Source organism: Saccharomonospora piscinae (genome assembly GCF_005862235.1).
Classification (GTDB): Bacteria; Actinomycetota; Actinomycetes; order Mycobacteriales; family Pseudonocardiaceae; genus Saccharomonospora; species Saccharomonospora piscinae.
Genome location: NZ_VCEK01000002.1, coordinates 953,587 through 979,404, shown reverse-complemented (window position 1 = coordinate 979,404; position 25,818 = coordinate 953,587). Strand labels below are relative to the sequence as shown.

The 25,818-nt window shown below is 67.2% G+C and carries 29 protein-coding genes; 5 read left to right on the top strand and 24 right to left on the bottom strand.

The annotated features are described in order from the left end of the window. Window positions 1-8: 8 nt before the first annotated feature. The 20 genes from rpsH to rpsL form a co-directional block, all read right to left on the bottom strand. Window positions 9-407, bottom strand: a complete 399-nt coding sequence (rpsH, locus tag FFT09_RS10455) for a 30S ribosomal protein S8 (protein ID WP_024876325.1) — start codon at window positions 405-407, stop codon at window positions 9-11. Between the two features lie 95 nt (window positions 408-502). After that, on the bottom strand, window positions 503-688 hold the full coding sequence (locus tag FFT09_RS10450) for a type Z 30S ribosomal protein S14 (RefSeq protein WP_024876326.1): 186 nt from the start codon (window positions 686-688) through the stop codon (window positions 503-505). Window positions 689-692: 4 nt separating this feature from the next. Continuing rightward, window positions 693-1,262: a 50S ribosomal protein L5 gene (gene rplE, locus FFT09_RS10445; RefSeq protein WP_024876327.1), complete on the bottom strand. Its 570-nt coding sequence runs from the start codon at window positions 1,260-1,262 to the stop codon at window positions 693-695. Then, window positions 1,262-1,576 carry a 50S ribosomal protein L24 gene (gene rplX / locus FFT09_RS10440; RefSeq protein ID WP_024876328.1) on the bottom strand — a complete coding sequence of 105 codons (315 nt, stop codon included), beginning with the start codon at window positions 1,574-1,576 and terminating at the stop codon, window positions 1,262-1,264. The genes rplE and rplX overlap by 1 nt, the downstream gene beginning before the upstream one ends. Continuing rightward, entirely contained in the window at window positions 1,577-1,945 is a 369-nt protein-coding gene (gene rplN, locus FFT09_RS10435; protein WP_024876329.1) for a 50S ribosomal protein L14, read from the bottom strand. A gap of 78 nt (window positions 1,946-2,023) precedes the next feature. Continuing rightward, a complete protein-coding gene (gene rpsQ, locus FFT09_RS10430; protein WP_024876330.1) occupies window positions 2,024-2,305 on the bottom strand; it encodes a 30S ribosomal protein S17 in 282 nt (93 codons plus the stop codon). Next, a complete protein-coding gene (rpmC, locus tag FFT09_RS10425; protein ID WP_005443256.1) occupies window positions 2,302-2,553 on the bottom strand; it encodes a 50S ribosomal protein L29 in 252 nt (83 codons plus the stop codon). Before rpmC ends, rpsQ begins: the two co-directional genes overlap by 4 nt. Further along, window positions 2,553-2,972: a 50S ribosomal protein L16 gene (gene rplP, locus FFT09_RS10420; RefSeq protein ID WP_024876331.1), complete on the bottom strand. Its 420-nt coding sequence runs from the start codon at window positions 2,970-2,972 to the stop codon at window positions 2,553-2,555. Before rplP ends, rpmC begins: the two co-directional genes overlap by 1 nt. A 3-nt stretch (window positions 2,973-2,975) precedes the next feature. Beyond that, on the bottom strand, window positions 2,976-3,830 hold the full coding sequence (rpsC, locus tag FFT09_RS10415) for a 30S ribosomal protein S3 (protein ID WP_138382516.1): 855 nt from the start codon (window positions 3,828-3,830) through the stop codon (window positions 2,976-2,978). Beyond that, window positions 3,830-4,252 (bottom strand): 50S ribosomal protein L22, encoded by a 423-nt coding sequence (gene rplV / locus FFT09_RS10410; protein ID WP_037335032.1) that lies wholly within the window; start codon window positions 4,250-4,252, stop codon window positions 3,830-3,832. Before rplV ends, rpsC begins: the two co-directional genes overlap by 1 nt. Before the next feature lie 26 nt (window positions 4,253-4,278). Then, the gene (rpsS, locus tag FFT09_RS10405; RefSeq protein ID WP_024876334.1) at window positions 4,279-4,560 is read right to left on the bottom strand and encodes a 30S ribosomal protein S19; all 282 of its coding nucleotides are present in this window, start codon (window positions 4,558-4,560) and stop codon (window positions 4,279-4,281) included. 18 nt (window positions 4,561-4,578) lie between these two features. Further along, the gene (rplB, locus tag FFT09_RS10400) at window positions 4,579-5,412 is read right to left on the bottom strand and encodes a 50S ribosomal protein L2 (protein ID WP_024876335.1); all 834 of its coding nucleotides are present in this window, start codon (window positions 5,410-5,412) and stop codon (window positions 4,579-4,581) included. A gap of 14 nt (window positions 5,413-5,426) precedes the next feature. Further along, window positions 5,427-5,738 (bottom strand): 50S ribosomal protein L23, encoded by a 312-nt coding sequence (gene rplW / locus FFT09_RS10395; protein WP_024876336.1) that lies wholly within the window; start codon window positions 5,736-5,738, stop codon window positions 5,427-5,429. Further along, on the bottom strand, window positions 5,735-6,415 hold the full coding sequence (gene rplD, locus FFT09_RS10390) for a 50S ribosomal protein L4 (RefSeq protein ID WP_138382515.1): 681 nt from the start codon (window positions 6,413-6,415) through the stop codon (window positions 5,735-5,737). Before rplD ends, rplW begins: the two co-directional genes overlap by 4 nt. Then, window positions 6,412-7,068 carry a 50S ribosomal protein L3 gene (rplC, locus tag FFT09_RS10385; protein ID WP_024876338.1) on the bottom strand — a complete coding sequence of 219 codons (657 nt, stop codon included), beginning with the start codon at window positions 7,066-7,068 and terminating at the stop codon, window positions 6,412-6,414. The genes rplD and rplC overlap by 4 nt, the downstream gene beginning before the upstream one ends. 30 nt (window positions 7,069-7,098) lie before the next feature. Continuing rightward, complete coding sequence (gene rpsJ / locus FFT09_RS10380; RefSeq protein ID WP_003883485.1) at window positions 7,099-7,404, bottom strand: 30S ribosomal protein S10; 306 nt, start codon at window positions 7,402-7,404, stop codon at window positions 7,099-7,101. Between the two features lie 418 nt (window positions 7,405-7,822). Then, window positions 7,823-9,016, bottom strand: coding sequence for an elongation factor Tu (gene tuf, locus FFT09_RS10375; protein ID WP_024876339.1), 1,194 nt, complete (start codon window positions 9,014-9,016; stop codon window positions 7,823-7,825). A 209-nt stretch (window positions 9,017-9,225) separates the two neighbouring features. Beyond that, a complete protein-coding gene (fusA, locus tag FFT09_RS10370) occupies window positions 9,226-11,331 on the bottom strand; it encodes an elongation factor G (RefSeq protein ID WP_024876340.1) in 2,106 nt (701 codons plus the stop codon). A gap of 90 nt (window positions 11,332-11,421) precedes the next feature. Then, entirely contained in the window at window positions 11,422-11,892 is a 471-nt protein-coding gene (rpsG, locus tag FFT09_RS10365) for a 30S ribosomal protein S7 (RefSeq protein ID WP_024876341.1), read from the bottom strand. After that, a complete protein-coding gene (rpsL, locus tag FFT09_RS10360; protein ID WP_005443238.1) occupies window positions 11,892-12,266 on the bottom strand; it encodes a 30S ribosomal protein S12 in 375 nt (124 codons plus the stop codon). The genes rpsG and rpsL overlap by 1 nt, the downstream gene beginning before the upstream one ends. 400 nt (window positions 12,267-12,666) lie before the next feature. On the opposite strand from rpsL, the gene FFT09_RS10355 reads away from it, so the two are divergent. Genes FFT09_RS10355 through FFT09_RS10335 form a run of 5 tightly spaced genes read left to right on the top strand, consistent with a single transcriptional unit; the run spans window position 12,667 to window position 16,224 of the window. Beyond that, window positions 12,667-13,254 (top strand): YbaB/EbfC family nucleoid-associated protein, encoded by a 588-nt coding sequence (locus FFT09_RS10355; protein ID WP_024876342.1) that lies wholly within the window; start codon window positions 12,667-12,669, stop codon window positions 13,252-13,254. A gap of 12 nt (window positions 13,255-13,266) precedes the next feature. Further along, complete coding sequence (locus FFT09_RS10350) at window positions 13,267-14,145, top strand: hypothetical protein (protein WP_138382514.1); 879 nt, start codon at window positions 13,267-13,269, stop codon at window positions 14,143-14,145. Beyond that, complete coding sequence (locus FFT09_RS10345) at window positions 14,142-14,483, top strand: type VII secretion target (protein WP_081193292.1); 342 nt, start codon at window positions 14,142-14,144, stop codon at window positions 14,481-14,483. The genes FFT09_RS10350 and FFT09_RS10345 overlap by 4 nt, the downstream gene beginning before the upstream one ends. 24 nt (window positions 14,484-14,507) lie before the next feature. Further along, the gene (locus FFT09_RS10340; RefSeq protein WP_138382513.1) at window positions 14,508-15,626 is read left to right on the top strand and encodes a hypothetical protein; all 1,119 of its coding nucleotides are present in this window, start codon (window positions 14,508-14,510) and stop codon (window positions 15,624-15,626) included. Between the two features lie 16 nt (window positions 15,627-15,642). Beyond that, window positions 15,643-16,224 (top strand): hypothetical protein, encoded by a 582-nt coding sequence (locus FFT09_RS10335; RefSeq protein WP_024876346.1) that lies wholly within the window; start codon window positions 15,643-15,645, stop codon window positions 16,222-16,224. A 72-nt stretch (window positions 16,225-16,296) separates the two neighbouring features. Here the strand turns inward: FFT09_RS10335 and FFT09_RS10330 are convergent, their stop codons facing one another. From FFT09_RS10330 to rpoB, 4 genes are all read right to left on the bottom strand, one after another. Further along, entirely contained in the window at window positions 16,297-17,031 is a 735-nt protein-coding gene (locus FFT09_RS10330; RefSeq protein WP_081193288.1) for a D-Ala-D-Ala carboxypeptidase family metallohydrolase, read from the bottom strand. 259 nt (window positions 17,032-17,290) lie between these two features. Continuing rightward, entirely contained in the window at window positions 17,291-17,821 is a 531-nt protein-coding gene (locus tag FFT09_RS10325) for a DinB family protein (protein ID WP_138382512.1), read from the bottom strand. A gap of 158 nt (window positions 17,822-17,979) precedes the next feature. Then, the gene (locus tag FFT09_RS10320; RefSeq protein WP_081193286.1) at window positions 17,980-21,891 is read right to left on the bottom strand and encodes a DNA-directed RNA polymerase subunit beta'; all 3,912 of its coding nucleotides are present in this window, start codon (window positions 21,889-21,891) and stop codon (window positions 17,980-17,982) included. Window positions 21,892-22,010: 119 nt separating this feature from the next. Continuing rightward, on the bottom strand, window positions 22,011-25,502 hold the full coding sequence (gene rpoB, locus FFT09_RS10315; RefSeq protein ID WP_024876350.1) for a DNA-directed RNA polymerase subunit beta: 3,492 nt from the start codon (window positions 25,500-25,502) through the stop codon (window positions 22,011-22,013). Between the last annotated feature and the right edge of the window lie 316 nt (window positions 25,503-25,818).

The following is a 25,818-nucleotide window of genomic DNA, read 5'->3' as shown; positions in this document are numbered from 1 at the left end:
CCCCTTCCTCACCAGACGTAGGCGAGGACTTCCCCGCCCACGCCGTTGCGCTTGCACTGCCGGTCGGTCTGCAGCCCGGACGACGTCGAGATGATCGCCACGCCGAGGCCACCCAGAACGCTGGGCAGGTTGGTCGATTTCGCGTACACCCGAAGGCCGGGCTTCGACACGCGGCGGAGGCCCGCGATGCTGCGCTCCCGATTCGGGCCGAACTTCAGCTCCACGACCAGGTTCCGGTGCTTCTCGCCCGGCTCGGTGCGGTAGTCCGAGATGTAGCCCTCGCGCTTGAGGATCTCGGCGATGTTCGTCTTGATCTTCGAGTGCGGCAGCACGACCGTGTCGTGGTACGCCGAGTTCGCGTTCCGCAGACGTGTCAGGAAGTCTGCGATCGGGTCGGTCATCGTCATGGTGACCTGTCAACCTTTCTCGCCCTGGTTCCCCCTTGCGGGGCCTGTGGCGAAGTGGGGTGGGTCCCTGCGTGGCAGGGGACGTCAGAGAGCCTTCACCAGCTCGACTTGTTCACGCCGGGGAGCTGCCCCGCATGCGCCATCTCCCGCAGGCAGATCCGGCACAGGCCGAACTTGCGGTAGACCGAGCGGGGCCGGCCGCAGCGCTGGCAGCGGGTGTAGGCGCGCACCCCGAACTTGGGCTTGCGGGCAGCCTTGGCGATCAGACCTTTCTTGGCCATCTGATCACGCCTCCTTGAAGGGGAAACCGAGCTTGCGCAGCAGCGAGCGACCCTCGTCGTCGGTGTTGGCGCTGGTGACGACCGTGACGTCCATGCCGCGCGGGCGGTCGATGGAGTCCGGGTTGATCTCGTGGAACATCGACTGCTCGGTGAGACCGAACGTGTAGTTGCCATTGCCGTCGAACTGCCGGTCGGACAGCCCGCGGAAGTCGCGGATACGCGGCAGCGCGATGGTCAGCAGCCGATCCAGGAACTCCCACATGCGGTCGCCGCGCAGCGTGGTGCGCGCACCGATCGGCTGTCCCTCACGGAGCTTGAACTGCGCGATCGACTTGCGGGCCCGCCGAATCTCGGGCTTCTGCCCGGTGATGGTGGCCAGGTCGCGGATCGCGCCCTCGATGAGCTTGCTGTCGCGAGCGGCGTCACCGACGCCCATGTTGACCACGACCTTGACCACACCGGGAATCTGGTGCGGGTTGGTGTAGCCGAACTCCTCGCGCAGCTGCCCGGCGAGTTCCTCGCGGTACCGGGTCTTCAACCGCGGTGTCGGGTACGTCTTCTCTGCGGTCGTCATCAGATGTCCTTGCCCGTCCTACGCGAGATACGAACCTTCTTGCCGTCCTCGCCGATGCGGTAGCCCACCCGGGTCGGCTTGCCGTCGGGGTCGACGACCATCACGTTCGACACGTGGATGCTGGCTTCCTGGGTGACGATCCCGCCAGACTGAGCACCACGCTGGGTCTGGGTGATCCGGGTGTGCTTCTTGATCCGGTTGACACCCTCGACCAGCACGCGCTGGCGCTCCGGGTATGCCTTGATCACTTTGCCCTTGGCGCCCTTGTCCTTGCCTGCGATGACGAGGACCGTGTCGCCCTTCTTGACCTTCATTCAGAGCACCTCCGGCGCGAGCGAGATGATCTTCATGAACTTCCGATCGCGCAGCTCGCGGCCAACCGGGCCGAAGATGCGTGTGCCTCGCGGTTCGTTGTCGTTCTTGATGAGCACTGCGGCGTTCTCGTCGAACCGGATGTAGGAGCCGTCGGGGCGACGCTTCTCCTTCACCGTCCTGACGATGACGGCCTTGACGACGTCACCACGCTTCACGTTGGCGCCCGGGATGGCGTCCTTGACGGTGGCGACGATGATGTCACCGATACCCGCGTAGCGCCGCCCCGAGCCACCGAGCACCCGGATGGTCAGGATCTCCTTGGCACCCGTGTTGTCGGCGACTCGCAGTCGCGACTCCTGCTGGATCACGTCAACTCCTGTATGTCGCGCCGGTTCTCGGCCTGGGCCGAGCCTGGCGGAACGAACGGGGCTGTCAGCTGCCCCTGATTACTTGGCCTTCTCACGGATCTCGACGAGCCGCCACCGCTTGGTGGCGGACAGCGGTCGGGTCTCCATGAGCATGACCCGGTCACCCACGCCCGCGGCGTTCTGCTCGTCGTGCACCTTCACCTTCTTGGTGGTGCGCATGACCTTGCCGTAGAGCGGGTGCTTCTTACGGTCCTCGAGTTCCACGACGATCGTCTTGTCCATCTTGTCGGACACGACGAGACCTTCGCGGACCTTCCGGTAGTTACGACCGGACTCCTTGTTCTGCACCGCCTCCGTCATGCGGCACCCTCACTCTCGTTCTCCTCGGGGGAGACGGACAGACCGAGCTCCCGCTCCCGCATCACGGTGTAGATGCGGGCGATGTCCGCGCGCACCGTGCGCAGCCTGCGGTTGTTGTCGAGCTGCCCGGTGGCCATCTGGAACCGGAGGTTGAACAACTCCTCCTTGGACTCCTTCAGGCGCAGCACGAGCTCCTCGGCAGTGAGCTCACGAAGTTCTGACGCCGCCACTCCTCCGGCCTTCGCCATCAGAACTCACCACCTTCACGAGTCACGATCCTGCACTTCATCGGGAGCTTGTGGATCGCGCGGCGCATCGCCTCGCGGGCCACGGTCTCGTTCGGGAAGCTCATCTCGAACATCACCCGACCGGGCTTCACGTTGGCCACCCACCACTCCGGCGAGCCCTTACCGGAACCCATGCGGGTCTCGGCGGGCTTCTTGGTCAGCGGGCGGTCCGGGAAGATGTTGATCCAGATCTTGCCGCCACGCTTGACGTGCCTGGTCATGGCGATACGAGCGGACTCGATCTGCCGGTTGGTCACGTATCCGTGCTCGATGGCCTGGATGCCGTACTCGCCGAAGTTCACCTTCGTGCCGCCCTTGGCGGCGCCGGAACGCTTCGGCGCGTGCTGCTTGCGGTACTTGACCTTGCGTGGGATGAGCACGCCTCAGCCCTCCGTTTTCTCTGCGGCGTCCGGTGCCGCCACCTGCGGGGCCTGCGCGGCCGCGGCGTCGGTGTCGGTCTGGGCACCACTCTGACCCTGCGACGGGGCAGCCTTCGCCTCGCCCTGCCCGGCGTTGCCCGCCGCACCGGAACGACGACGTGCGGGGCGCTCGCGACGCGGGGCACGCTCGGCGGCGGCCGCCGCCTCACGCTCCTGCTTCGCCTTCAGGCCACCGATCAGCTCGCCCTTGTAGATCCACACCTTGACGCCGATACGGCCGAACGTCGTGCGGGCCTCGAAGAAGCCGTAGTCAATGTCGGCGCGCAGCGTGTGCAGCGGCACCCGGCCGTCGCGGTAGTGCTCGGAGCGCGACATCTCGGCACCGCCGAGACGACCGCTGCACTGCACGCGAATGCCCTTGACCTGCGGCGAACGCATCGACGTCTGGATCGCCTTGCGCATGGCACGACGGAACGCGACACGGTTCGAAAGCTGCTCCGCGATGCCCTGCGCGACGAGCTGGGCGTCGGACTCGGAGTTCTTGACCTCGAGGATGTTCAGCTGCACCTGCTTGCCGGTCAGCTTCTCCAGCGCGCCCCGGATCCGGTCGGCCTCCGCGCCGCGGCGACCGATGACGATGCCGGGACGAGCGGTGTGGATGTCGACCCGGACCCGGTCACGGGTCCGCTCGATCTCGACCTTGGAGATGCCGGCCCGCTCCATCCCGGTGGACAGGAGCTTGCGGATCTTGACGTCCTCGGCGACGTACTCGGAGTACTGCTTGTCCGCGTACCAGCGGGACTTCCAGTCCGTGGTGATCCCGAGCCGGAAGCCGTGCGGGTTGATCTTCTGGCCCACTACCGGCCACCTGCCTTCTTCTTGCTCGTCGACTTCGCCTTGGCCTCAGGACGCGACTCGACCTCCACGGTGATGTGGCTGGTCCGCTTGCGAATCCGGTACGCGCGGCCCTGGGCCCGCGGGCGGATGCGCTTGAGCGTCGGACCCTCGTCGGCGTAGGCGTTCTTGACCCAGAGCGTGTCCGGGTCGAGGTCGAGGTTGTTCTCCGCGTTGGCCATGGCGCTCGCGAGCACCTTGGCCACGGGGCTGCTGGCCGCCTGCGGCGAGAACCGGAGCACGGCGAGCGCCTCGCTGGCGTTACGACCCTTGATCAGCTCAATCACCCGGCGCACCTTGGTCGGCGAGTCCCGGACGAAGCGAGCCCGCGCGAAAGCCGTGGGCAGCTCCTCTGCCTCGGCCACCGCGTCATTACGCGCGTTCATCGTTACTTCCCCTTCTCGGTGCGCGCTCAGCGGCGGCGCGACTTGCGGTCATCCTTGACGTGACCCTTGAAGGTCCGCGTCGGGGCGAACTCGCCCAGCTTGTGCCCGACCATCGCCTCGGTGACGAACACCGGCACGTGCTTGCGGCCGTCGTGCACCGCGATGGTGTGGCCGAGCATGTCCGGGATGATCGTGGAACGGCGAGACCAGGTCTTGATGACGGTCTTCTTGCCCGACTCGTTGAGCGTGTCCACCTTCTTGAGCAGGTGGTCGTCCACGAACGGACCCTTTTTCAGGCTACGTGGCATCTGTGGCTACCTCCCTACTCAGCGCTTCTTGCCGGTACGCCTACGGCGGACGATCAACTTGTCGCTGGGCTTGTTCCGGCGGGTGCGGCCCTCCGGCTTGCCCTTCGGGTTCACCGGGTGACGGCCACCCGAGGTGCGACCCTCACCACCACCGTGCGGGTGGTCGACCGGGTTCATGACCACACCGCGAACGGTCGGACGCTTGCCCCGCCAGCGGTTACGGCCCGCCTTACCCCAGTTGATGTTGGAGTGCTCGGAGTTGCCGACCTCGCCGACGGTGGCGCGGTTGCGCACGTCGACGTTGCGGATCTCGCCCGACGGCATGCGCAGCTGCGCATACGGGCCGTCCTTGGCGACGAGCTGAACCCGTGCGCCGGCGGACCGGGCGATCTTCGCGCCACCGCCGGGCCGCAGCTCGATCGCGTGGATCACGGTACCGACCGGGATGTTGCGCAGCGGAAGGTTGTTGCCCGGCTTGATGTCGGCCCTCGGACCGCTCTCCACGCGGGCGCCCTGCTTCAGCTTGTCGGGGGCGATGATGTAGCGCTTCTCCCCGTCCGCGTAGTGCAGCAGAGCGATGCGGGCGCTGCGGTTGGGGTCGTACTCGATGTGCGCGACCTTGGCCGGGACGCCGTCCTTGTCGTTGCGACGGAAGTCCACGAGCCGGTAGGCGCGCTTGTGGCCGCCACCCTTGTGCCGGGTGGTGATCTTGCCGCCCGAGTTGCGGCCACCGCTGCCGTGCAGCGGGCGCAGCAGCGACTTCTCCGGCTCAGACCGGGTGATCTCGGCGAAGTCGGCGACCGAGGAGCCCCGGCGCCCCGGGGTGGTTGGCTTGTACTTGCGGATGCCCATGTCGTCTCAGTCCCTTACGCGGCTGGTCCGCCGAAGATCTCGATCGGCTTGCTCTCGGCCGACAGCGTCACGATGGCGCGCTTGGTGTCCTTGCGCTTGCCGTAGCCGAAGCGGGTGCGCTTGCGCTTGCCCGACCGGTTCAGCGTGTTGACGCTGATCACCTTCACTCCGAAGACCTTCTCGACCGCGATCTTGATCTGGGTCTTGTTGGCGTCCGGGCGAACCAGGAACGTGTACTTGTGGTCATCGAGCAGCCCGTAGGACTTCTCGGAGATCACCGGCGCGATCAGGACGTCGCGCGGGTCGGGGATGGCCACGGAGCTCACTGCTCGTCACTCCCTTCGGCGCTCGGCGCCGACGCGGCGCGCTTGCCCTTCACGGGACCGGCGAGAAACGCGTCGAAGGCGGCCTTCGTGAACACCACGTCGTCGTTGACCAGCACGTCGTAGGTGTTGAGCTGGTCAGGGGTGATCAGGTGCACGGTCGGCAGGTTGCGAGCCGACAGCGTGTCGCGCTGGTCGTCGCGATGCACCACGAGCAGCACGCGCTTGGCCTGGGTCACCGCCGCGAGTGCGGACTTGGCCGCCTTGGTGGAGGGCTTCTCCGCCGAGACGAGCTCGGTGACGACATGCACCTGGCCGGCCCGAGCACGGTCCGACAGCGCGCCACGCAGCGCGGCGGCCTTCATCTTCTTCGGCGTCCGCTGGGTGTAGTCCCTCGGCGTCGGGCCGTGGACGGTGCCACCGCCCGCGAACTGGGGCGCGCGCACCGAACCCTGGCGGGCCCGGCCGGTGCCCTTCTGGCGGTACGGCTTGCGGCCACCGCCACGCACCTCGCCACGGGTCTTCGTGTCGTGCGTGCCCTGGCGTGCCGCCGCCATCTGGGCCACAACGACCTGGTGCATCAGCGGAATGTTCGCCTGCACGTCGAAGATCTCGCCAGGGAGCTCGACGGAGCCCTGGGCCTCACCCGCAGGGGTCTTCAACTCGACCGTCGCGGTCACTGGTTCACACCACCCTTCGCGGCACTGCGCACGAACACCAGGCCGCCCTTGGGACCGGGAACCGCGCCCTTGATCAGGATGAGGCCGTCGTCGGCTCGCACCGAGTGGACGGTCAGCCCCTGAGTGGTGACGCGGTCACTGCCCATGCGGCCTGCCATGCGCATGCCCTTGAACACGCGGCCCGGGGTGGCGCAACCACCGATCGAGCCAGGAGCACGGTGCTTGGCCTGGTTACCGTGGCTGGCGCCCTGGCCGTGGAAGCCGTGGCGCTTCATGACACCCGCGTAGCCCTTGCCCTTGGTGGTGCCGGTGATGTCGACGACCGCACCGTCGGAGAACACCTCGGCGGTGATCTCCTGGCCGACCTCGTACTCGCCCGCGTCGATCGTGCGGAGCTCGGCGAGGTAGCGCCGCGGCGTCACTCCGGCCTTGTCGAAGTGCCCCGTCTCCGGCTTGTTCACCCGGCGTGGGTCGATGCCACCGAAGGCCAGCTGCACGGCCGCGTAGCCGTCCTTTTCGTTGTTGCGCACCTGGGTCACCAGGTTCGGCCCGGCCTTGACGACGGTCACCGGAACGATCCGGTTGTTCTCGTCGAAGACCTGGGTCATACCGAGCTTGGTGCCCAGAATGCCCTTCACTTGCCTCTCAGACATGAGTCTCTATCTCCGCCGCTCGACCAACGCTTACTGGATGTTGACGTCGACGCTCGCCGGGAGGTCGATGCGCATGAGCGCGTCCACCGTCTTCGGCGTCGGGTCGAGGATGTCGATCAGACGCTTGTGCGTGCGCATCTCGAAGTGCTCGCGCGAGTCCTTGTACTTGTGCGGCGAACGGATCACGCAGTAAACGTTCTTCTCGGTGGGCAGCGGCACAGGTCCGACGACCGAGGCGCCGGTGCGCGTCACCGTCTCGACGATCTTGCGCGCGCTGGCGTCGATCGCCTCGTGGTCGTAGGCCTTGAGCCTGATGCGGATCTTCTGTCCCGCCATGGTTCCTTACCGTCTCGTCCTCGACCGGCCCGACATCGACTCCTCGGGCCGGCCATTCCGGCCTGCCCTCGATCGCCGAGCACCGGCCGCTGGCAGGCGCCGGGCAGTCGAGGAATCGTCTCGTACCGCTGTTACCGCACGTCAGCGCTCTGCTCCCGGTCCACGCGGTCGGGCGTGTCGCACCCACTGCGCAGACCGCTCCCGCAGGAACGTTGTCGTGCCGCTAGGTCTTCTTCCACGGAGCACCGACCAGCCGGCCGAACACTCCTGACTCACACCTGTGCGAGCCCGGGGCGCTCACGCCGGGGCGGCCGATTTCTCACAAGCCCTATGTCCTTGCGAAATCGGCCGCCCCGCGTCGAGCAACCCTAATAGGATGCCACATCGCCGCATGACATCCGCACCCGGGGTGGGTGACTTACTTGACGATCTTGGTGACCTGGCCGGCGCCGACGGTACGGCCACCCTCACGGATGGCGAACCGCAGACCCTCGTCCATGGCGATCGGCTGGATCAGCTGCACCGAGATCTCGGTGTTGTCGCCGGGCATGACCATCTCGGTGCCCTCGGGCAGGGTCACGACACCGGTCACGTCCGTGGTCCGGAAGTAGAACTGCGGACGGTAGTTGTTGAAGAACGGCGTGTGCCGGCCACCCTCGTCCTTGGACAGGATGTACGCCGAGCCCTCGAACTCGGTGTGCGGGGTGGTGGTGCCGGGCTTCGTCACGACCTGACCGCGCTCGACGTCCTCACGCTTGATGCCACGCAGCAGCAGGGCGGCGTTGTCGCCGGCCTGGCCGTAGTCGAGCATCTTGTTGAACATCTCGATGCTGGTCACGGTGGTCTTGCGGGCGTCGGGACGGATGCCGACGAGCTCGACCTCTTCGTTCAGCTTGATCTCGCCGCGCTCGATCCGGCCGGTGACGACCGTACCGCGACCGGTGATCGTGAAGACGTCCTCGATCGGCATGAGGAACGGCTTGTCGATCTCGCGCTCGGGGTCCGGGATGTTGTCGTCGACCGCGTTCATGAGCTCGAGCACGCTGTCGGCCCACTTCTCGTCGCCCTCGAGCGCCTTGAGGCCGGACACGCGCACCACCGGAGCGTCGTCGCCGGGGAAGTCCTGCGAGCTCAGCAGCTCACGGACCTCCATCTCGACGAGCTCGAGGATCTCCTCGTCGTCGACCATGTCGGACTTGTTGAGGGCCACCACGATGTAGGGCACGCCGACCTGACGGGCGAGCAGCACGTGCTCGCGCGTCTGCGGCATCGGGCCGTCGGTGGCCGCGACCACGAGGATCGCACCGTCCATCTGGGCCGCGCCGGTGATCATGTTCTTGATGTAGTCAGCGTGACCGGGAGCGTCGACGTGCGCGTAGTGGCGCTTCTCCGTCTGGTACTCGACGTGCGAGATGTTGATCGTAATCCCGCGCTGCTTCTCTTCGGGAGCGTTGTCGATCTGGTCGAACGCCCGCGACTGGTTCAGCTCCGGGTACCGGTCGTGAAGCACCTTGGTGATCGCCGCGGTCAGCGTGGTCTTGCCGTGGTCGACGTGACCGATGGTCCCGATGTTGACGTGCGGCTTGCTCCGCTCGAACTTCGCCTTCGCCACTGGAATGTCCTCCTGGACTTACTTGCTGCCGACCCAGCGTGGCTGCCGATCGGCTATTCGTTCTGCTCGGTTGTGCGGACCTTAGGGGAAGGCCCCTTTCGCGCCCGCTTTTGGGTGCTCCGGGTTCTTACTCCCCCGTCGCCTTCGCGCTAGCCATGGCTCGACTCCGGGGTCGCTCCGCGCCGCGTGAGTACGGACTCACGCGATGCTCACTCCCCCGTCGCCTTCGCGATGATCTCCTTCGCGACGTTCGACGGAACCTCCGCGTAGGAGTCGAAGACCATCGTGTAGTTGGCACGACCCTGGGTCTTAGACCGCAGGTCGCCCACGTACCCGAACATCTCCGACAGAGGCACGAGCGCCTTCACGACGCGCGTCCCCGACCGCTCCTCCATGGCCTGGATCTGGCCACGGCGGGAGTTCAGGTCACCGATGACGTCACCCATGTAGTCCTCGGGCGTGGTCACCTCGACCGCCATCATCGGCTCCAGCAGTACCGGGCCCGCCTTCCTCGCGGCTTCCTTGAGCGCCATCGAACCGGCGATCTTGAAGGCCATTTCCGAGGAGTCGACCTCGTGGTACGCACCGTCCAGCAGGGTGAGCTTGAGACCGACCAGCGGGTAGCCGGCCAGCACGCCGTACTGCATGGCGTCCTGCGCACCCTCGTCCACCGACGGGATGTACTCCCGGGGCACGCGCCCACCGGTGACCTTGTTGTCGAACTCGTAGAGCGCACCTTCCGCCGACGTGGTGTCCAGCGGCTCCAGCTTGACGATCACCCGCGCGAACTGACCCGAACCACCGGTCTGCTTCTTGTGGGTGTACTCGAGCTTGTCGACCGTCTTGCGAATGGTCTCGCGGTAGGAAACCTGAGGCTTACCGATGTTCGCCTCGACCCTGAAGTCGGTCTTCATACGGTTCACGAGGACCTCGAGGTGGAGCTCACCCATGCCCTCGATGATCGTCTGACCGGTCTCCTCGTCCTGGCTGACCCGGAACGTCGGGTCCTCCTCGGCGAGCTTCTGGATCGCCGCGGACAGCTTTTCCTGGTCGGCCTTCGTCTTGGGCTCGATGGCCACCTTGATGACCGGCTCGGGGAAGGTCATCGACTCGAGGACGATCGGGTTCTGCGGGTCGGCGAGCGTGTCACCCGTGGTGGTGTCCTTGAGGCCCTGCACCGCGTAGATGTGGCCGGCCTGGGCCTCGTCGACGGGGTTCTCCTTGTTGGAGTGCATCTGGAAGAGCTTTCCGATGCGCTCCTTGCGCTCCTTGGTCGCGTTGATGACCTGGGTGCCGGAGGCGACCTTTCCGGAGTACACGCGGATGTAGGTCAGCTTGCCGAAGAACGGGTGCACCGCGATCTTCGAGACGAGCGCGGCGAAGGGCTCCTCGGTCGACGGCTTGCGCACGGCCTGGGTCTCGCCGTCCCGCAGCAGACCTTCGACCGGCGGCATGTCGAGCGGCGACGGCAGGTAGTCCAGCACCGCGTCGAGCATGGGCTGCACGCCCTTGTTCTTGAACGCGGAGCCGGCCAGCACGGGGAAGGCCTCGCGATCGATGGTGAGCTTGCGGACGGCGGACTTGATCTCGTCCTGCGTCAGCTCCTCACCGCCGAGGTACTTCTCCATGAGGTCGTCGTCGGTCTCGGCGGCCGCCTCGACGAGCTTCTCGCGGTACTCCGCGGCGCGGTCGGCGAGTTCGGCCGGGATGTCCTCGACCGCGTAGTCCTCGCCCTTCTTGACCTCGCCACGCCAGGTCAGCGCCTTCATGCGGACCAGGTCGATGACGCCCTGGAAGTCGCTCTCGGCACCGATCGGAAGCTGGAGGACGAGCGGGCGGGCGCCGAGGCGCTCCTCGATCGTGCCGACGGTGAAGTAGAAGTCCGCACCGAGCTTGTCCATCTTGTTGACGAAGCAGATGCGAGGGACCTCGTACTTGTCCGCCTGGCGCCAGACCTGCTCGGACTGCGGCTCGACACCTTCCTTGCCGTCGAACACGGCGACGGCGCCGTCGAGCACACGCAGCGAACGCTCCACCTCGACGGTGAAGTCGACGTGACCCGGGGTGTCGATGATGTTGATCTGGTAATCGGTCCAGAAGGTGGTGGTGGCAGCCGAGGTGATGGTGATACCCCGCTTCTGCTCCTCCTCCATCCAGTCCATCGTGGCCGCGCCGTCGTGGACCTCACCGAGCTTGTAGTTGATCCCGGTGTAGAACAGGATCCGTTCGGTGGTGGTGGTCTTACCGGCGTCGATGTGGGCCATGATGCCGATGTTGCGGACCTTGTTCAGGTCTGTCAGCACTTCACGTGCCACTTGAATGTTCCCCTGTCTCGAACGTGGAACCCGGCATTGGCTCGGTCAATCGGACCGGGCGACGGTGTTTCCGCGGTTCACCGCTGTCGATCACCAGCGGTAGTGAGCGAAGGCCTTGTTGGACTCGGCCATCTTGTGCGTGTCCTCGCGGCGCTTCACGCTGGCCCCGAGGCCGTTGCTCGCGTCGAGCAGCTCGTTCTGCAGGCGTTCGATCATGGTCTTCTCACGCCGCTGGCGGGCGTACGAGGTGATCCAACGCAGCGCAAGGGTCGTCGAGCGGCCGGGCTTGACCTCGATCGGCACCTGGTAGGTGGCGCCACCGACACGGCGGCTCTTCACCTCGAGGGTGGGCTTCACGTTGTCGAGCGCTCGCTTCAGCGTGACGACCGGGTCGGTGCCGGTCTTCTCCCGCGCGCCCTCCAGGGCGCCGTAGACGATGCGCTCGGCGATGGAGCGCTTGCCATCCTGCAGCACCTTGTTCACCAGCTGGGTGACGAGCGGAGATGCGTACACCGGATCAGCGATCAGCGGCCGCTTCGGGGCCGGACCCTTGCGGGGCATTAGCTCTTCTCCTTCTTCGCGCCGTACCGGCTGCGCGCCTGCTTGCGGTTCTTCACACCCTGGGTGTCGAGCGAACCGCGGATGATCTTGTAGCGAACCCCCGGCAGGTCTTTCACACGGCCGCCACGCACGAGCACCATCGAGTGCTCCTGCAGGTTGTGACCCTCACCGGGGATGTAGGCCGTGACCTCGATGCCGTTGCTCAGCTTCACGCGGGCGACCTTGCGCAGGGCCGAGTTGGGCTTCTTGGGCGTGGTCGTGTACACGCGGGTGCACACACCACGACGCTGCGGGCTCCCCTTGAGCGCCGCCGTCTTCTGCTTGGCAGCCTTGTCCTGGCGGCCCTTACGGACCAGCTGCTGGATCGTGGGCAATGGACCAGCCTTCTGTTGCGTCCTACTTAGCTCTACGTTGTCTCCCCGGTCCCCGCGGTCGGGCGTGTCGGCCCGTGTCGGGGCCGCGAACGGCCCGTCAACTTCCATCGGGATTGCCGTGGAACTCCGGTGACCAGCCCGCAGCAGGGCACCGGAGTACCCAGCCGTGACCTGAAGGCACACGGAGGGCCCGACAGCTGCCGGGCACGGTCGTCAAAGATACCCGCCCACATAAACGGCTACCACATCGGGGGTCGACTACGACCGCCGATCGGTGCCCGGACGAGTGGCCTCGTTTTCCCCAGCTTACCCGAACCGGCCACGAACGGACCCCGTTCTGGTTCATCATTGATCGCTGACCGTGTTCGTTCGATTGATCAAGGTAGTGACGGAGGCCCCAGTGTCCGCGGAGTTCGAGCGGCTCGTCGCCCAGTTCGAGCAGTTCCAGTCGAAACTCAGGAAAGTCGATGACCAGCTCGCGGGTGTCGGGCGGATGCGCAGTGAGATCGCCGCGCTCGAGGCCACGGTGTCGAGCTCCGACCGCAGCGTCACGGTCGTCGCCGGTCCGGGTGGGTCGATCAAGGACATCCGCCTCGACGAGCGGGCCATGGCGCAGCAGCCACAGGCGCTGTCCTCGGCCCTGCTCTCGACGATCCAGGAGGCCGTGGCGGAGGCGGCACGGCAGCAGGCCGGAGTGGTCGACGAGCACATGGGCGGAGAGCTGAACCTCACCGATCAGGTCGTAGAGACCCAGGCGCAGCTGTTCGGCACCTCACCCGAGGAGTTGCGGGAGCGCATGGAGCAGGAGCGTCCCGCCCGTCGTTCGGTGCGACCGGAGGACGAGTACCACGACGACTACTCACACCAGGACTTCCTCGACAGTGACGACGCCGGTGCCGGGCGCGGCCCCACCGCGCCACCGCCGGGGTCCGACGCGGGCTCGGCCGGGGACGACTTCCTCAAGAACCTCTTCGACGACGGCCGCTGACCAAGCACCCGTATGACGTTCGACGAACTACTGCCCGCCTTCATCGTGCTCGGTTACCTGCTGGCATTCGGTGTCGGGCGGCTGGGTGTCACCGTGCGCAGACGGGTACGGGGTTTCGTGCCCGGCCCCGACACCGCTGCCTCGGAATCGGAGGTCGCATCGGGGCACGCGCGACAGCGGGCCGGGACCGTGCTGGTCGTCGTGGGCTGGCTGCTCGGCATCGCGGTCACGTTGACCTGGGCGATCGTCGCCATCGGGTGGAGCGCCTTCCTCGGTGTACTGCTGGTGATCGTCGTGGTCCCCGCGGCACTGACGTTCCTGTTCTCACTGGCGGGCAGGTTGCGCAGGCAGCGGGCGGACGGTCGGATCTCGATCGTGTGGCCGTGGCTGCTGCTCGGCGGGCTCGGGCTCGGGCTGGTCGTCGCGGGTGGCACCGCCACGATCAACGCCGTGGCCCATTACCTGAGTGACGACCCGGTGGCGCTGCGGGTCACCGCCAGCACCGAGTCGGGAGGCCCGCACAACAACCGGCACCTCGCGACCGTCGCGGGTACGTACTCGCAGGACGGGCAACACCACGCCGTCGAGGCGATCTGGCTGGAGGGCCCCGTGCCGGACGAGGGCGACGTCGTAGAGGTCACGATCGCACCGATCTGGCCGCATCCGCTGCTGGCCGGGCCGCTCGACGCGGGCGCGCTGCTCGGTGGCGGTGTGGCGGGTGGCGCGGCGGGCGGGTTGCTCCTGTGGATGGCCGCCCGCGAACGCCGTGACCTCGGCGACCACAGCGAACACAGCGAACACAGCACCCTCGCCGGACGGGACGGGGGCGCCGTGTCCCCCCACTCCCCTCGGTCCCCTCAGCACCACGTTTCCAAGGAGAACCATTCGTGAGCGGATTCAACGTCAACCCGGACGCCCTGGAGGCGTATTCGGAGAAGCTGGCCGGCGACAAGGCCGCCGTGACCGACGTCAGCGGCCTCGTGCGGGAAGCCGATGTCGGTGACGAATCGTGGGGAATCGTCGGGCTTTTCGTGAAGCAGTCGTATTCCGAGATGCTCGGTGATCTGACGTCGCTGATGTCCGACATGGAGAACGGTCTGCAGTCGGCCTCGGACAAGTTCCGGGCGGCGGCGGGGCGCTACCGCAGCACGGACGAGGCGCACCAGCGCGTGCTGCGCGACATCGCCAGAGAACTGCACAGCACCGCGATCCGCGATATCCGCGCCTGAGATCAGAGGAGAGACCACAGTTCCATGAGCAACGATCCACTGGGCAGTATCGAGCTCGAGGAGGAGACCTCCTACGGGCGGACGGTGGTGGAGGCCCTTCCGTTCGGCGGCGGGGACGCCGTCAAGATCTTCGAGAGCGGCGCGTCGGCGCTGTCGGACGGTGATCTGTCGCTGTCCGAGGTCCAGGGCCTCGCCACGGAGGGCACCGGGTTCGTCAACTCGTGCATGGGTACGGCCTCGAGCCTCGCGACCGACCCGATCGGCACGCTCGTCGGGGAAGGACTCGACTTCCTCATCTCGGTCTGCCAGCCGCTGCAGGATCTGATTCACATGGTGAGCGGTGACGGGCCCGCGCTGGCGAACGCGGCGGGCAACTTCAGCGCGATCGGTGAGGGCATCGTCCAGTTCGGCGACAAGTTCGGCCAGGACGCGATGGCCGCGCTCGCCGGTTGGGAGGGTGATGCCGCCGAGGCCGCGGCGGCGAAGCTCGGTGAGTTCGCCAAGGGCATTCGGGCCGTCGCGGGCGAGGCTGGCAACATCTCGCAGCTGCTCCAGATCAGCAGCATGATCATGACGGTCATCGAGGAGTTCATCAAGGCTCTGCTGACCGAGTTGATCACGTGGCTCGTCATGATCTGGGTGCCCGCGCTGGCCGCCGCCGTCCCCACGGCGGGCGCCTCGACCGCGGCGGCGGGAACCGCGACCGGTGTCCGGGTCGCACAGACGGGGTCGCGGGCCACGCAGCAGGTCGGCAAGCTGCGCAGACTGCTCGACAAGGTGCAGGATCTGCTGTCCCGGTTGAAGCAGTGGATGTCGCGGCAGGGCAACAGCTTCCGCGAGGCGATGGACGCCAAGCGCATGCAGGCCGGGCTCGCGCGCATGGAGGTCGACGCGGCGGCCGAGGCCGGAACCCGGGCCAGCGCGACGGCGCGGCTCTACAACGCGGACGGCGGCATGGTCGGCGAGCGGGTGACGCAGGGATTCGGCCGGTCGATGCGCGGCACCCTGAGCGACACCGCCGCGGGGCAGGTCAGTGCCGACAGCGTCGCGGGATACGTGGAGGATGCCGGTACCGCGCAGGATGCCGGTGACATCGGCGACGACCAGTCGGCCGCGACGACGTCACGGCAACTCGACTTCTGAAGGGACGGTCAGCAGCGTGCCGTACGAGCTGGGAATGGTGCTCGGTGTCCTGGTGGTCCTGGGAGTGGTGGCGGTGTTCTACGGGGCCTCACTCCGGGGCTTCTGGTTCCGGTTCGTGACGCTGCCCCGGCTGGCGCGCCGCCACGGCTGGCGGTCGAAGAGCAGGAAGCCGTGGCAGTCCCGGGAAGGGGGCGAGCTTCCCGGAGCCGGGTCCGTGGGGTGGGACCACTGGCTGCCGGACGTCAACTGCGAGTTCGTGGGCACCTTCGAGTACCGCCCGGTGTACGGCGTGGAGTTCTCGGTGCCGTACACCACCCGGACGGCTGAGCATCGCACGCGCACGGCGTACGAGCATTACTCGGTGGTGGCCGTGGCGGCGTCAGGGCGCCCGTTCGACGGCTTTCACGCCGACGGAGCGCGGGCCGCGACGGGAGACCCGCTCGCGTTCTATCCCGATTTCGTCGACTGGGCCCGTGATCGCAGGCCGCACATCGGGGATCCGGTGCGGGACGAGGGGGCCGGCATGGTGTCGTACAGCTGGCAGGGGCGGCTCACCCCGTCGCGCATCACGGAGGTGCTGACCGCCCTGACGCGGTGAGTCCGCCTGCGAAACGCGCCGGGTGGTCGCGTTTCGCAGGCGGACTGCGGTAGTCGCGGTCAGGGGGTCGTGTCAGATCCCGCAGCTGGGTGCCGACCAGGTGGTGGACCCGACGGCCACGTGGACGTGGTCGTTGTGACCGGGGTAGCCGGGGCCGAGGATGTTGCTGAAGCCGTGGTAGCGCGCGCGCTTCGCGATCGTGCAGAACGAGTGGGACAGGTTGCCGAGGTCGACGCCGTCGCCGTAGAGATGCCTGCTGGTGGAGATGCCGCCCACCCGGTCGTTGCAGGCGTGGCTGCGGAACCCGCTGGTCACGCGGATCGGCTTGTCACCGAGGGCGTGGCGCAATGCCTGGAGCTTCCACATCGAGACCAGGGCGTTCTGCCTGGCCTGGGACGCGGAGACGGCCCCGCCTGCCCAGCTGGTGTTGCAGTTGTTCAGCTCGCCGTAGGAGAAATTGGCCGGCGTGCAGTCGGCGTCCTGGAGCTGGTAGAGCTTGTTGAAGGTCTGGGAGCCCGCCACGCCGTCGACGGAGAGTCCGTAGGCCCGCTGGAAGCGCTCGACCGCGGCCTCGGTCCTCGGCCCGAACTTGCCGTCCAGAGCGAGCACCGAACGGTACCCCGGGTAGCCGGAGACACGGATCTGGAGCTGGCGGACGTCGGAGCCGGACATTCCCTCCTTCAGCGTGCGGTCCCACGTGTAGCAGCTGTCGGCGTGCGCCGGCGCGGCCGTGACCGTGGACGTCACGGCCGTTCCCGTCACGACGAGCAGCAACGCGGCGAGTAAGCCGCCTATTCGTCTGAGCATGGCGATGTCCTCTCGATCTCGCACAGGTGTGCGCGCAGAGCATCGCGGGGACGGTGACACTTTTCAAGATCATGCAGCCGTTCAGCTCACAACCTTGGTGTGGCATCTCGAAGCCCGAAAGCGGCCCGGCCCCCTTCCCCTGCCGGGATCGCGTTTAGCGGGCTAAACGCGATTCAGCCGGCAACCCGGCTCCCCGGGCCCCCCTTTGCGGCGGGGTGCGCGTTTCGCGGGCAAAACGCGGTCCAGCGGGCGAGCGGGGTCAGACTGCCCGGTTTCCGGTGACGTCGTAGAGGTGGTGGACGGGGTCGTGGATGAAGTACCGGGCGAACGAGTCGACCGTGAACTGCGCGCCGTCGCTGCGGGACCCGGTGCGTTGCCACTGCTCGCCCGACACTCGCTCGAAGTGGGCCGCGAGCCGCTCGGCGGCCTGGACGAGTTCCGTGGCGACCCGGGCGGGGTCCTGCTCGGAGTACCGGTCTTCTTCGGCGGTCCTGTCCTGGTCCCAGTTGGGATAGCTCGGGCCGTCCTCGGTGAGCATGCGGGTCAGGCGCTCGTCGTAGACACGACAGGCGTCGCGGACGTGGCAGGCGTACTCCAGCGTCGACCACGCGTCCGGCCGTCGCCGGGGCCGGGTGGCCTCGCCCTCGGCGAGCAGTGAGCGCCAGGCGGCGGCGTTGTCCCGCAGCAGCGCGGGGACGGTGCCGGACTCGATCGCGCGGCTGTCGAACCCGCACTCGGGACACAGGGCACGCAGCACCCAGGTCCAGTCCTTGGTGTCGGGGGTGATCACAAACCAGATGATCGCCGCCACCGATGGTTCACGACAAGCGATGGTTCATGAAGCATAGTTCAGCAACACTGAACAGTCGGGTCCGGACGCGACGGAGCCCCCGGGGCTCGGTGGCTCCCGGGGGCTCCGTCGTTCGACTCCGAGTGGGTCGGCGTCCGTCAGCGGAAGTCGCGACCGAAGTCGTAGTCGTCCAGCGGCACGGCGGCGCCGGTGCCGGTGCCGAACACGTCAGGCGTGTAGTAGCCGTCGTCGTAGGACGGGATCGCGTACGCGGCGACCCTGGCCTCCTCGGTCGGCTGCACCTGGATGTTGCGGTACCGGTTGATGCCCGTGCCCGCGGGGATCAACTTACCGATGATCACGTTCTCCTTGAGGCCCACGAGCGAGTCACTGCGGCCGTTGATGGCCGCGTCGGTGAGCACGCGGGTGGTCTCCTGGAACGACGCCGCCGACAGCCACGAGTCCGTGGTCAGCGACGCCTTCGTGATGCCCATCAGCACCGGGCGACCGGAGGCGGGCTCGCCGCCCTCGGCCACCGACTGCCGGTTGACGTGCTCGAACTTGGTGCGCTCGGGCAGCTCACCGGGCAGGAACTCGGTCGAGCCGGAGTCGATGATCGTCACGCGGCGCAGCATCTGCCGCACGATGACCTCGATGTGCTTGTCGTGGATGGACACACCCTGCGCGCGGTACACCTTCTGGACCTCGTCCACCAGGTGCATCTGCGCCTCGCGCGGCCCCATGACCCGGAGTACCTCGTGCGGGTCGGCGGTGCCCTCCAGCAGCGGCTGGCCGACGTTGACGTGGTCGCCGTCCGCCAGCGGCCCGTTCTCACCGATCGCGAGCCGCTGCCGCTTCGACAGCTTGTCGAAGACGATCTCCTCGCTGCCGTCGTCGGGAATGAGCGTGATCTTCCAGAACCGCTCGCTCTCCTCGATCCGCACCCGGCCGTCGACGTCCGCGATGGGCGCCTTGCCCTTCGGGATGCGGGCCTCGAACAGCTCGGTGACACGCGGCAGACCCGTGGTGATGTCGTCACCGGCGACACCACCCTGGTGGAACGTCCGCATCGTCAGCTGCGTGCCGGGCTCACCGATCGACTGGGCGGCGACGATGCCGACGGCCTCGCCGACGTCCACCAGCTGACCGGTCGCCATGGAGCGGCCGTAGCAGGTGGCGCAGACGCCCATGGCGGACTCGCAGGTGAGGACGCTGCGGACCTTCACCCGGGAGATGCCGCTCTGGACGAGCCGTTCGATGGCGGGGTCGCCAAGGTCGTCGCCCGCGTTGAGCACGACGTTGCCCTGCTCGTCCACCGCGTCGGAGGCGAGGCTGCGGGCGTAGACGCTGGTCTCCACGTGCTCGGCCCGCAGCAGCTTGCCGTCGGGCAGCACGTCCGCGACGGTCATCATGATGCCGCGGGTGGTGCTGCAGTCGGTCTCGCGCACGATGACGTCCTGCGACACGTCCACGAGACGCCGGGTCAGGTAACCCGAGTCGGCGGTCCGCAGCGCGGTGTCGGCCAGACCCTTCCGGGCACCGTGCGTGGCGATGAAGTACTCCGCCACCGACAGGCCCTCACGGAAGTTCGACTTGATCGGGCGCGGGATGTACTCACCCTTCGGGTTGGACACCAGACCACGCATACCGGCCAGCGACCGCACCTGGGTCATGTTGCCCGCCGCGCCGGACTTCACGATCATCGAGATCGGGTTGTCGTCGGGGAAGTGCTCCTCCATGACCTTGGCGACGTCCTCGGTCGCCTGGCCCCACACCTTGACGAGCTCGTTGTTGCGCTCGGTGTGCGAGAGCTGACCACGCTGGTAGCGCTTCTCCACCTGCGAGGCGCGGGACTCGTACTGGTCGAGGATCTCCTTCTTCTCCGGCGGCACGAGCACGTCGGAGATGGCGACCGTGACCCCGGACCGGGTGGCCCAGTGGAACCCGGCGTCCTTGAGCCCGTCGAGCGTCTGCGCGACCTGCGTCATCGAGTACCGCTCGGCGAGGTCGTTGACGATCGCGGCCTGCCGCTTCTTGGGCAGCGGCTCGTTCACGAACGTGTAGTCCGCGGGCAGCAGGTCGTTGAACAGGACCCGGCCGAGGGTGGTCTCGGCGGTCCACGTCCGGCCCGGCTCCCAGCCCTGCTCGCGCAGGGCCGGTTCGTCGGCCTTGGCAGGCTGACGGTCCCGGACCCGGATCTTCACCGGCGCGTGCAGCGACAGCTGCTTGCGGTCGTAGGCCATCATCGCCTCGGCGGGTGACGAGTACGCCGAGCCCGCACCCGTGGCGTTCTCGTCGACGCGGGTGAGGTGGTAGAGGCCGGTCACCATGTCGAGTCGCGGCATGGCCAGCGGGCGACCCGACGCGGGCGACAGGATGTTGTTGGCCGACAGCATCAGGATGCGCGCCTCGGCCTGCGCCTCCGCCGACAGCGGCAGGTGCACGGCCATCTGGTCACCGTCGAAGTCGGCGTTGAACGCCTCGCACACCAGCGGGTGCAGCTGGATGGCCTTGCCCTCGACGAGCTGCGGCTCGAACGCCTGGATACCGAGGCGGTGCAGCGTGGGAGCACGGTTGAGCAGCACGGGGTGGCCGTTGATGACCTCTTCCAGCACGTCCCACACCTGCGGGCGCGCCCGCTCCACCATGCGCTTGGCGGACTTGATGTTCTGCGCGTGGTTGAGGTCGACGAGCCGCTTCATGACGAACGGCTTGAACAGCTCCAGCGCCATGTCCTTCGGCAGCCCGCACTGGTGCAGCTTGAGCTGCGGGCCGACGATGATGACCGAGCGGCCGGAGTAGTCGACGCGCTTACCGAGCAGGTTCTGCCGGAAGCGGCCCTGCTTGCCCTTGAGCAGGTCGGACAGCGACTTGAGCGGCCGGTTACCTGGCCCGGTCACCGGGCGGCCCCGACGGCCGTTGTCGAACAGCGCGTCGACGGCCTCCTGCAGCATCCGCTTCTCGTTGTTGACGATGATCTCGGGGGCGCCGAGGTCGATCAGTCGCTTGAGGCGGTTGTTGCGGTTGATGACACGCCGGTACAGGTCGTTGAGGTCCGAGGTGGCGAAGCGGCCACCGTCGAGCTGCACCATCGGCCGCAGCTCCGGCGGGATCACGGGGATGGCGTCGAGCACCATGCCGCGCGGGTCGTTGCCGGTGGCCTGGAAGGCCGCGACGACCTTGAGCCGCTTCAGGGCGCGCAGCTTCTTCTGCCCCTTGCCGCTGCGGATGGTCTCGCGCAGCGAGTCGGCCTCGGCGTCGACGTCGAACTCGCTGGCCAGCTTCTGGATGGCCTCGGCGCCCATGCCGCCGGTGAAGTACTCGCCGTAGCGGTCGTACAGCTCGCGGTAGAGCTGCTCGTCCACGATGAGCTGGCGCGGTTCGAGCTTGGTGAAGGTCGTCCACACCTCTTCGAGGCGGTCCAGCTCGCGCTGCGCGCGGTCGCGCAGCTGGCGCATTTCGCGCTCGCCGCCCTCCTTGACCTTGCGGCGCACGTCGGCCTTGGCGCCGTCGCGCTCCAGCTCGGCGAGGTCGGCCTCGAGCTTCTGGGCCCGCTCCTCGATCTCGGCGTCGCGCCGGGCCTCGATGTTCTTCCGCTCGACGCTGATCTCGTTCTCCAGCGTCGGGAGGTCGTTGTGCCGCAGCTCGGTGTTCACGCTCGTGATCACGTAGGCCGCGAAGTAGATGATCTTCTCGAGGTCCTTCGGGGCCAGGTCGAGCAGGTATCCCAGCCGCGACGGAACGCCCTTGAAGTACCAGATGTGGGTGACGGGAGCGGCCAGCTCGATGTGCCCCATCCGCTCGCGGCGCACCTTGGCACGGGTGACCTCGACGCCGCAGCGCTCGCAGATGATGCCCTTGAAGCGGACGCGCTTGTACTTACCGCAGTAGCACTCCCAGTCCCGGGTCGGCCCGAAGATCTTCTCGCAGAAGAGCCCGTCCTTCTCCGGCTTGAGCGTGCGGTAGTTGATGGTCTCCGGCTTCTTCACCTCGCCGTAGGACCACTGGCGGATGTCGTCGGCCGTGGCGAGCCCGATCCGGAGCTCATCGAAGAAATTGACGTCCAGCACGTTCTTGCATCCCCTTGGGGTCTTCTCGGGGGTCCGGGGCGCAAGCCCGACCCCATCGGTTAGAGGGGGGTTCGGCTACCCGGTAGGGACCAGGTTCTGGTCCCCACCGGGCGGCTGGGTCATTGAACGACGTCGTCCACGGAGGGCGACTCGTTGCGGGACAGGTTGATGCCGAGGTTGGCGGCGGCGCGTTCGAGGTCCTCGTCGTCGGAGTCGCGCATCTCGATGGCGGCCCCGTCGCTGGAGAGCACCTCGACGTTCAGGCACAGCGACTGCAGTTCCTTCAGCAGCACCTTGAACGACTCGGGGATGCCGGGCGACGGCATGTTCTCGCCCTTGACGATGGCCTCGTAGACCTTCACGCGGCCGAGGACGTCGTCCGACTTGATCGTGAGAAGTTCCTGGAGCGTGTAGGCGGCGCCGTACGCCTGCATCGCCCAGCACTCCATCTCACCGAAGCGCTGACCACCGAACTGCGCCTTACCACCCAGCGGCTGCTGCGTGATCATCGAGTACGGGCCGGTGGACCGGGCGTGGATCTTGTCATCCACCATGTGGTGCAGCTTGAGGATGTACATGTAACCCACGGCCACGGGGTACGGGAACGGCTCGCCGGTGCGGCCGTCGAGCAGGTTGGCCTTGCCGTCCGGCTGCACCATGCGGTCGCCGTCGCGGTTCGGCTTGGTGCAGGACAGCAGTCCCGTGAGTTCCTGCTCCCGCGCACCGTCGAACACCGGGGTGGCGGTGTTGGTGCCCGGCTCGACGTCCAGCAGCTCCTCGGTGAGGTTCTTCGCCCAGTCCGGGTTGCCGTCGACCTGCCAGCCCTGGGAGGCCAGCCACCCGAGGTGCAGTTCGAGGATCTGCCCGATGTTCATCCGTCGCGGCACACCGTGGGTGTTCAGCACGACGTCGACGGGCGTGCCGTCCTCGAGGAACGGCATGTCCTCCACCGGCAGGATCTTGCCGATGACGCCCTTGTTGCCGTGCCGGCCCGCGAGCTTGTCGCCGTCCTGGACCTTGGACTTCTTGGCGACGTAGACGCGGACGAGCTCGTTGACGCCGGGGGGCAGTTCGTCGTCCTCCTCGCGGGAGAACACCCGGACACCGATGACCTTGCCGGTCTCGCCGTGCGGGACCTTCAGCGAGGTGTCGCGCACCTCGCGGGCCTTCTCACCGAAGATGGCGCGCAGCAGGCGCTCCTCCGGGGTCAGCTCGGTCTCGCCCTTCGGCGTGACCTTGCCGACCAGGATGTCGCCGTCGCGGACCTCGGCGCCGATGCGGACGATGCCGCGCTCGTCGAGGTCGGCCAGCACGTCCTCGGAGACGTTGGGGATGTCCCGGGTGATCTCCTCGGCACCGAGCTTGGTGTCGCGGGCGTCGATCTCGTGCTCCTCGATGTGGATCGACGTGAGCACGTCGTCCTGCACCAGGCGCTGCGAGATGACGATGGCGTCCTCGTAGTTGTGGCCCTCCCACGGCATGACGGCCACGAGCAGGTTCTTGCCGAGCGCCATCTCGCCGTCCTCCGTGGACGGCCCGTCGGCGATGACCTGCCCGCGCTCGACACGGTCACCCTCGTCGACGACCGGCCGGTGATTGAAGCAGGTACCGGCGTTGGTGCGGCGGAACTTGTAGAGGCCGTAGGTGCGGCGGGTGCCGTCGTCCTGCATGACCGTGACCATGTCGGCCGACAGCTCCTCGACGACGCCCGGGTCCTCGGCGACGATGACGTCACCGGCGTCCACGGCGGCGGTGAGCTCCACACCCGTGCCGACCAGCGGCGACTCGTTGCGCAGCAGCGGCACAGCCTGACGCTGCATGTTCGCGCCCATGAGGGCACGGTTGGCGTCGTCGTGCTCGAGGAACGGGATCATGCCGGTGGCGACCGACACCATCTGCCGCGGCGAGACGTCCATGTAGTCGATCTCGAGCGGGTCGAGCAGCTCGACCTCGCCGCCCTTCCGGCGGCCCAGGACGCTCTCCTCCGCGAAGTGCCCGTCGTCGGTGAGCGGCGCGTTGGCCTGCGCCTTGACAAACCGGTCCTCCTCGTCGGCGGTCAGGTAGTGCACCTCGTCGGTGACCCGGCCCTCGACGACCTTCCGGTACGGGGTTTCGATGAACCCGAACGGGTTAACCCTCGCGTAGGAGGACAGCGAGCCGATCAGACCGATGTTGGGGCCTTCCGGCGTCTCGATCGGGCACATGCGGCCGTAGTGACTGGGGTGGACGTCGCGCACGTCCATGCCCGCGCGCTCACGGGAGAGACCACCGGGACCGAGCGCCGACAGGCGGCGCTTGTGCGTGAGCCCGGACAGCGGGTTGTGCTGGTCCATGAACTGCGACAGCTGGGAGGTCCCGAAGAACTCCCTGATCGCCGCGACGACCGGGCGGATGTTGATGAGCGTCTGCGGCGTGATCGCCTCGACGTCCTGCGTGGTCATGCGCTCGCGGACGACGCGCTCCATGCGGGAAAGGCCGACCCGGATCTGGTTCTGGATCAGCTCGCCCACGGTGCGCAGCCGCCGGTTGCCGAAGTGGTCGATGTCGTCGGTCTCGACGGGGACCACGACCTCGCCCCTGGTCATCTCCTCCTCGCCCGCGTGGAGCCGGACGAGGTATTCGATGGTGCTGACGATGTCTTCTTCGGTGAGCGTGCCGGTGTCGTACGGAAGGTCGAGGCCGATCTTCTTGTTGATCTTGTATCGACCGACCCTGGCGAGGTCGTAGCGCTTGTTCTTGAAGAACAGGTTCTCCACCAGCGCCTGGGCGCTCTCCTTCGTGGGAGGTTCGCCCGGCCGCAGCTTGCGGTGGATGTCGAGCAGCGCCTCGTCCTGCCCCGCCGTGTGGTCCTTCTCCAGGGTGGCGAGCAGGGTCTCGGAGAACGAGAACCGCTCGCGGATCTGCTCGGTGGTCCAGCCGAGGGCCTTCAGCAGCACGGTGACCGGCTGGCGGCGCTTGCGGTCGATGCGCACGCCCACGGTGTCGCGCTTGTCGACGTCGAACTCAAGCCACGCGCCACGGCTGGGGATGATCTTGACGCTGAAGACGTCCTTGTCGGTGGACTTGTCGACCGCCTGGTCGAAGTACACACCCGGGGAGCGGACGAGCTGGGACACCACGACCCGCTCGGTACCGTTGATGATGAACGTGCCCTTGCCGGTCATCACGGGGAAGTCGCCCATGAAGACCGTCTGGCTCTTGATCTCGCCGGTGTTGTTGTTGACGAACTCGGCGGTCACGAACAGCGGCGCCGCGTAGGTCATGTCCTTGTCCTTGCACTCCTCGACGGAGGCCTTGACCTCGTCGAAGCGCGGGTCGGAGAAGGACAGCGACATCGAGCCGGAGAAGTCCTCGATCGGAGAGATCTCGTTCAGGACCTCCCCGAGACCGCCGATCGGGTTCTCCTCGCCCTCGTTCACGGCGCGTTCGAACCACGACTCCGAACCGGTGAACCATTCGAAGGACCTGATCTGCACGTCAAGCAGGTTCGGGGTGTCGAGCGGCTCGCGAATCTTCCCGAAAGAGACCCGCTTAGGTGCTCCTGGAATACCCGTTGACGGTCGAATCGAGTTGGTCGCAGCAGTGGCCTGGTTCGCGGGAGAGACTGCCAAGATGCGTCCTTCCGGGGACATAAGCTGGTTGAGCAGCCGCGCTAGCAACTCGCAACGCGGACTGTCAAGGGTGCGGTGTTGCCGACCATCCTAGCTACCGCACAAGGGCAGCCTGAAAGTGGGCAGCGCAAAGAAGCAGTCTAGCCCGCAACGAGAGAGTTGTCGAGGGGGCCCACCCGATCGTCTGACAATCGGGGCCCAGCCTCGCAGTAAGCCTCTCCCTTACCCGTCCCCGGCCCGTCTCCCGCACGACGCGCCGTGTTGCCTGTAAGCGTGAACCCCCGGGGACGCTGAGTCAAGCGTCGTTCGCCGGGTG

What these genes read in the sequence shown, in the direction of transcription:
- rpsH (WP_024876325.1), bottom strand. Translation starts at nt 407, where the DNA reads ATGACGATGACCGACCCGATCGCAGACTTCCTGACACGTCTGCGGAAC.
- FFT09_RS10450 (WP_024876326.1), bottom strand. Translation starts at nt 688, where the DNA reads ATGGCCAAGAAAGGTCTGATCGCCAAGGCTGCCCGCAAGCCCAAGTTC.
- rplE (WP_024876327.1), bottom strand. Translation starts at nt 1,262, where the DNA reads ATGACGACCGCAGAGAAGACGTACCCGACACCGCGGTTGAAGACCCGG.
- rplX (WP_024876328.1), bottom strand. Translation starts at nt 1,576, where the DNA reads ATGAAGGTCAAGAAGGGCGACACGGTCCTCGTCATCGCAGGCAAGGAC.
- rpsQ (WP_024876330.1), bottom strand. Translation starts at nt 2,305, where the DNA reads ATGACGGAGGCGGTGCAGAACAAGGAGTCCGGTCGTAACTACCGGAAG.
- rpmC (WP_005443256.1), bottom strand. Translation starts at nt 2,553, where the DNA reads ATGGCGAAGGCCGGAGGAGTGGCGGCGTCAGAACTTCGTGAGCTCACT.
- rplV (WP_037335032.1), bottom strand. Translation starts at nt 4,252, where the DNA reads ATGAACGCGCGTAATGACGCGGTGGCCGAGGCAGAGGAGCTGCCCACG.
- rpsS (WP_024876334.1), bottom strand. Translation starts at nt 4,560, where the DNA reads ATGCCACGTAGCCTGAAAAAGGGTCCGTTCGTGGACGACCACCTGCTC.
- rplB (WP_024876335.1), bottom strand. Translation starts at nt 5,412, where the DNA reads ATGGGCATCCGCAAGTACAAGCCAACCACCCCGGGGCGCCGGGGCTCC.
- rplC (WP_024876338.1), bottom strand. Translation starts at nt 7,068, where the DNA reads ATGTCTGAGAGGCAAGTGAAGGGCATTCTGGGCACCAAGCTCGGTATG.
- rpsJ (WP_003883485.1), bottom strand. Translation starts at nt 7,404, where the DNA reads ATGGCGGGACAGAAGATCCGCATCAGGCTCAAGGCCTACGACCACGAG.
- rpsG (WP_024876341.1), bottom strand. Translation starts at nt 11,892, where the DNA reads ATGCCCCGCAAGGGTCCGGCCCCGAAGCGGCCGCTGATCGCTGATCCG.
- FFT09_RS10350 (WP_138382514.1), top strand. Translation starts at nt 13,267, where the DNA reads ATGACGTTCGACGAACTACTGCCCGCCTTCATCGTGCTCGGTTACCTG.
- FFT09_RS10340 (WP_138382513.1), top strand. Translation starts at nt 14,508, where the DNA reads ATGAGCAACGATCCACTGGGCAGTATCGAGCTCGAGGAGGAGACCTCC.
- FFT09_RS10330 (WP_081193288.1), bottom strand. Translation starts at nt 17,031, where the DNA reads ATGCTCAGACGAATAGGCGGCTTACTCGCCGCGTTGCTGCTCGTCGTG.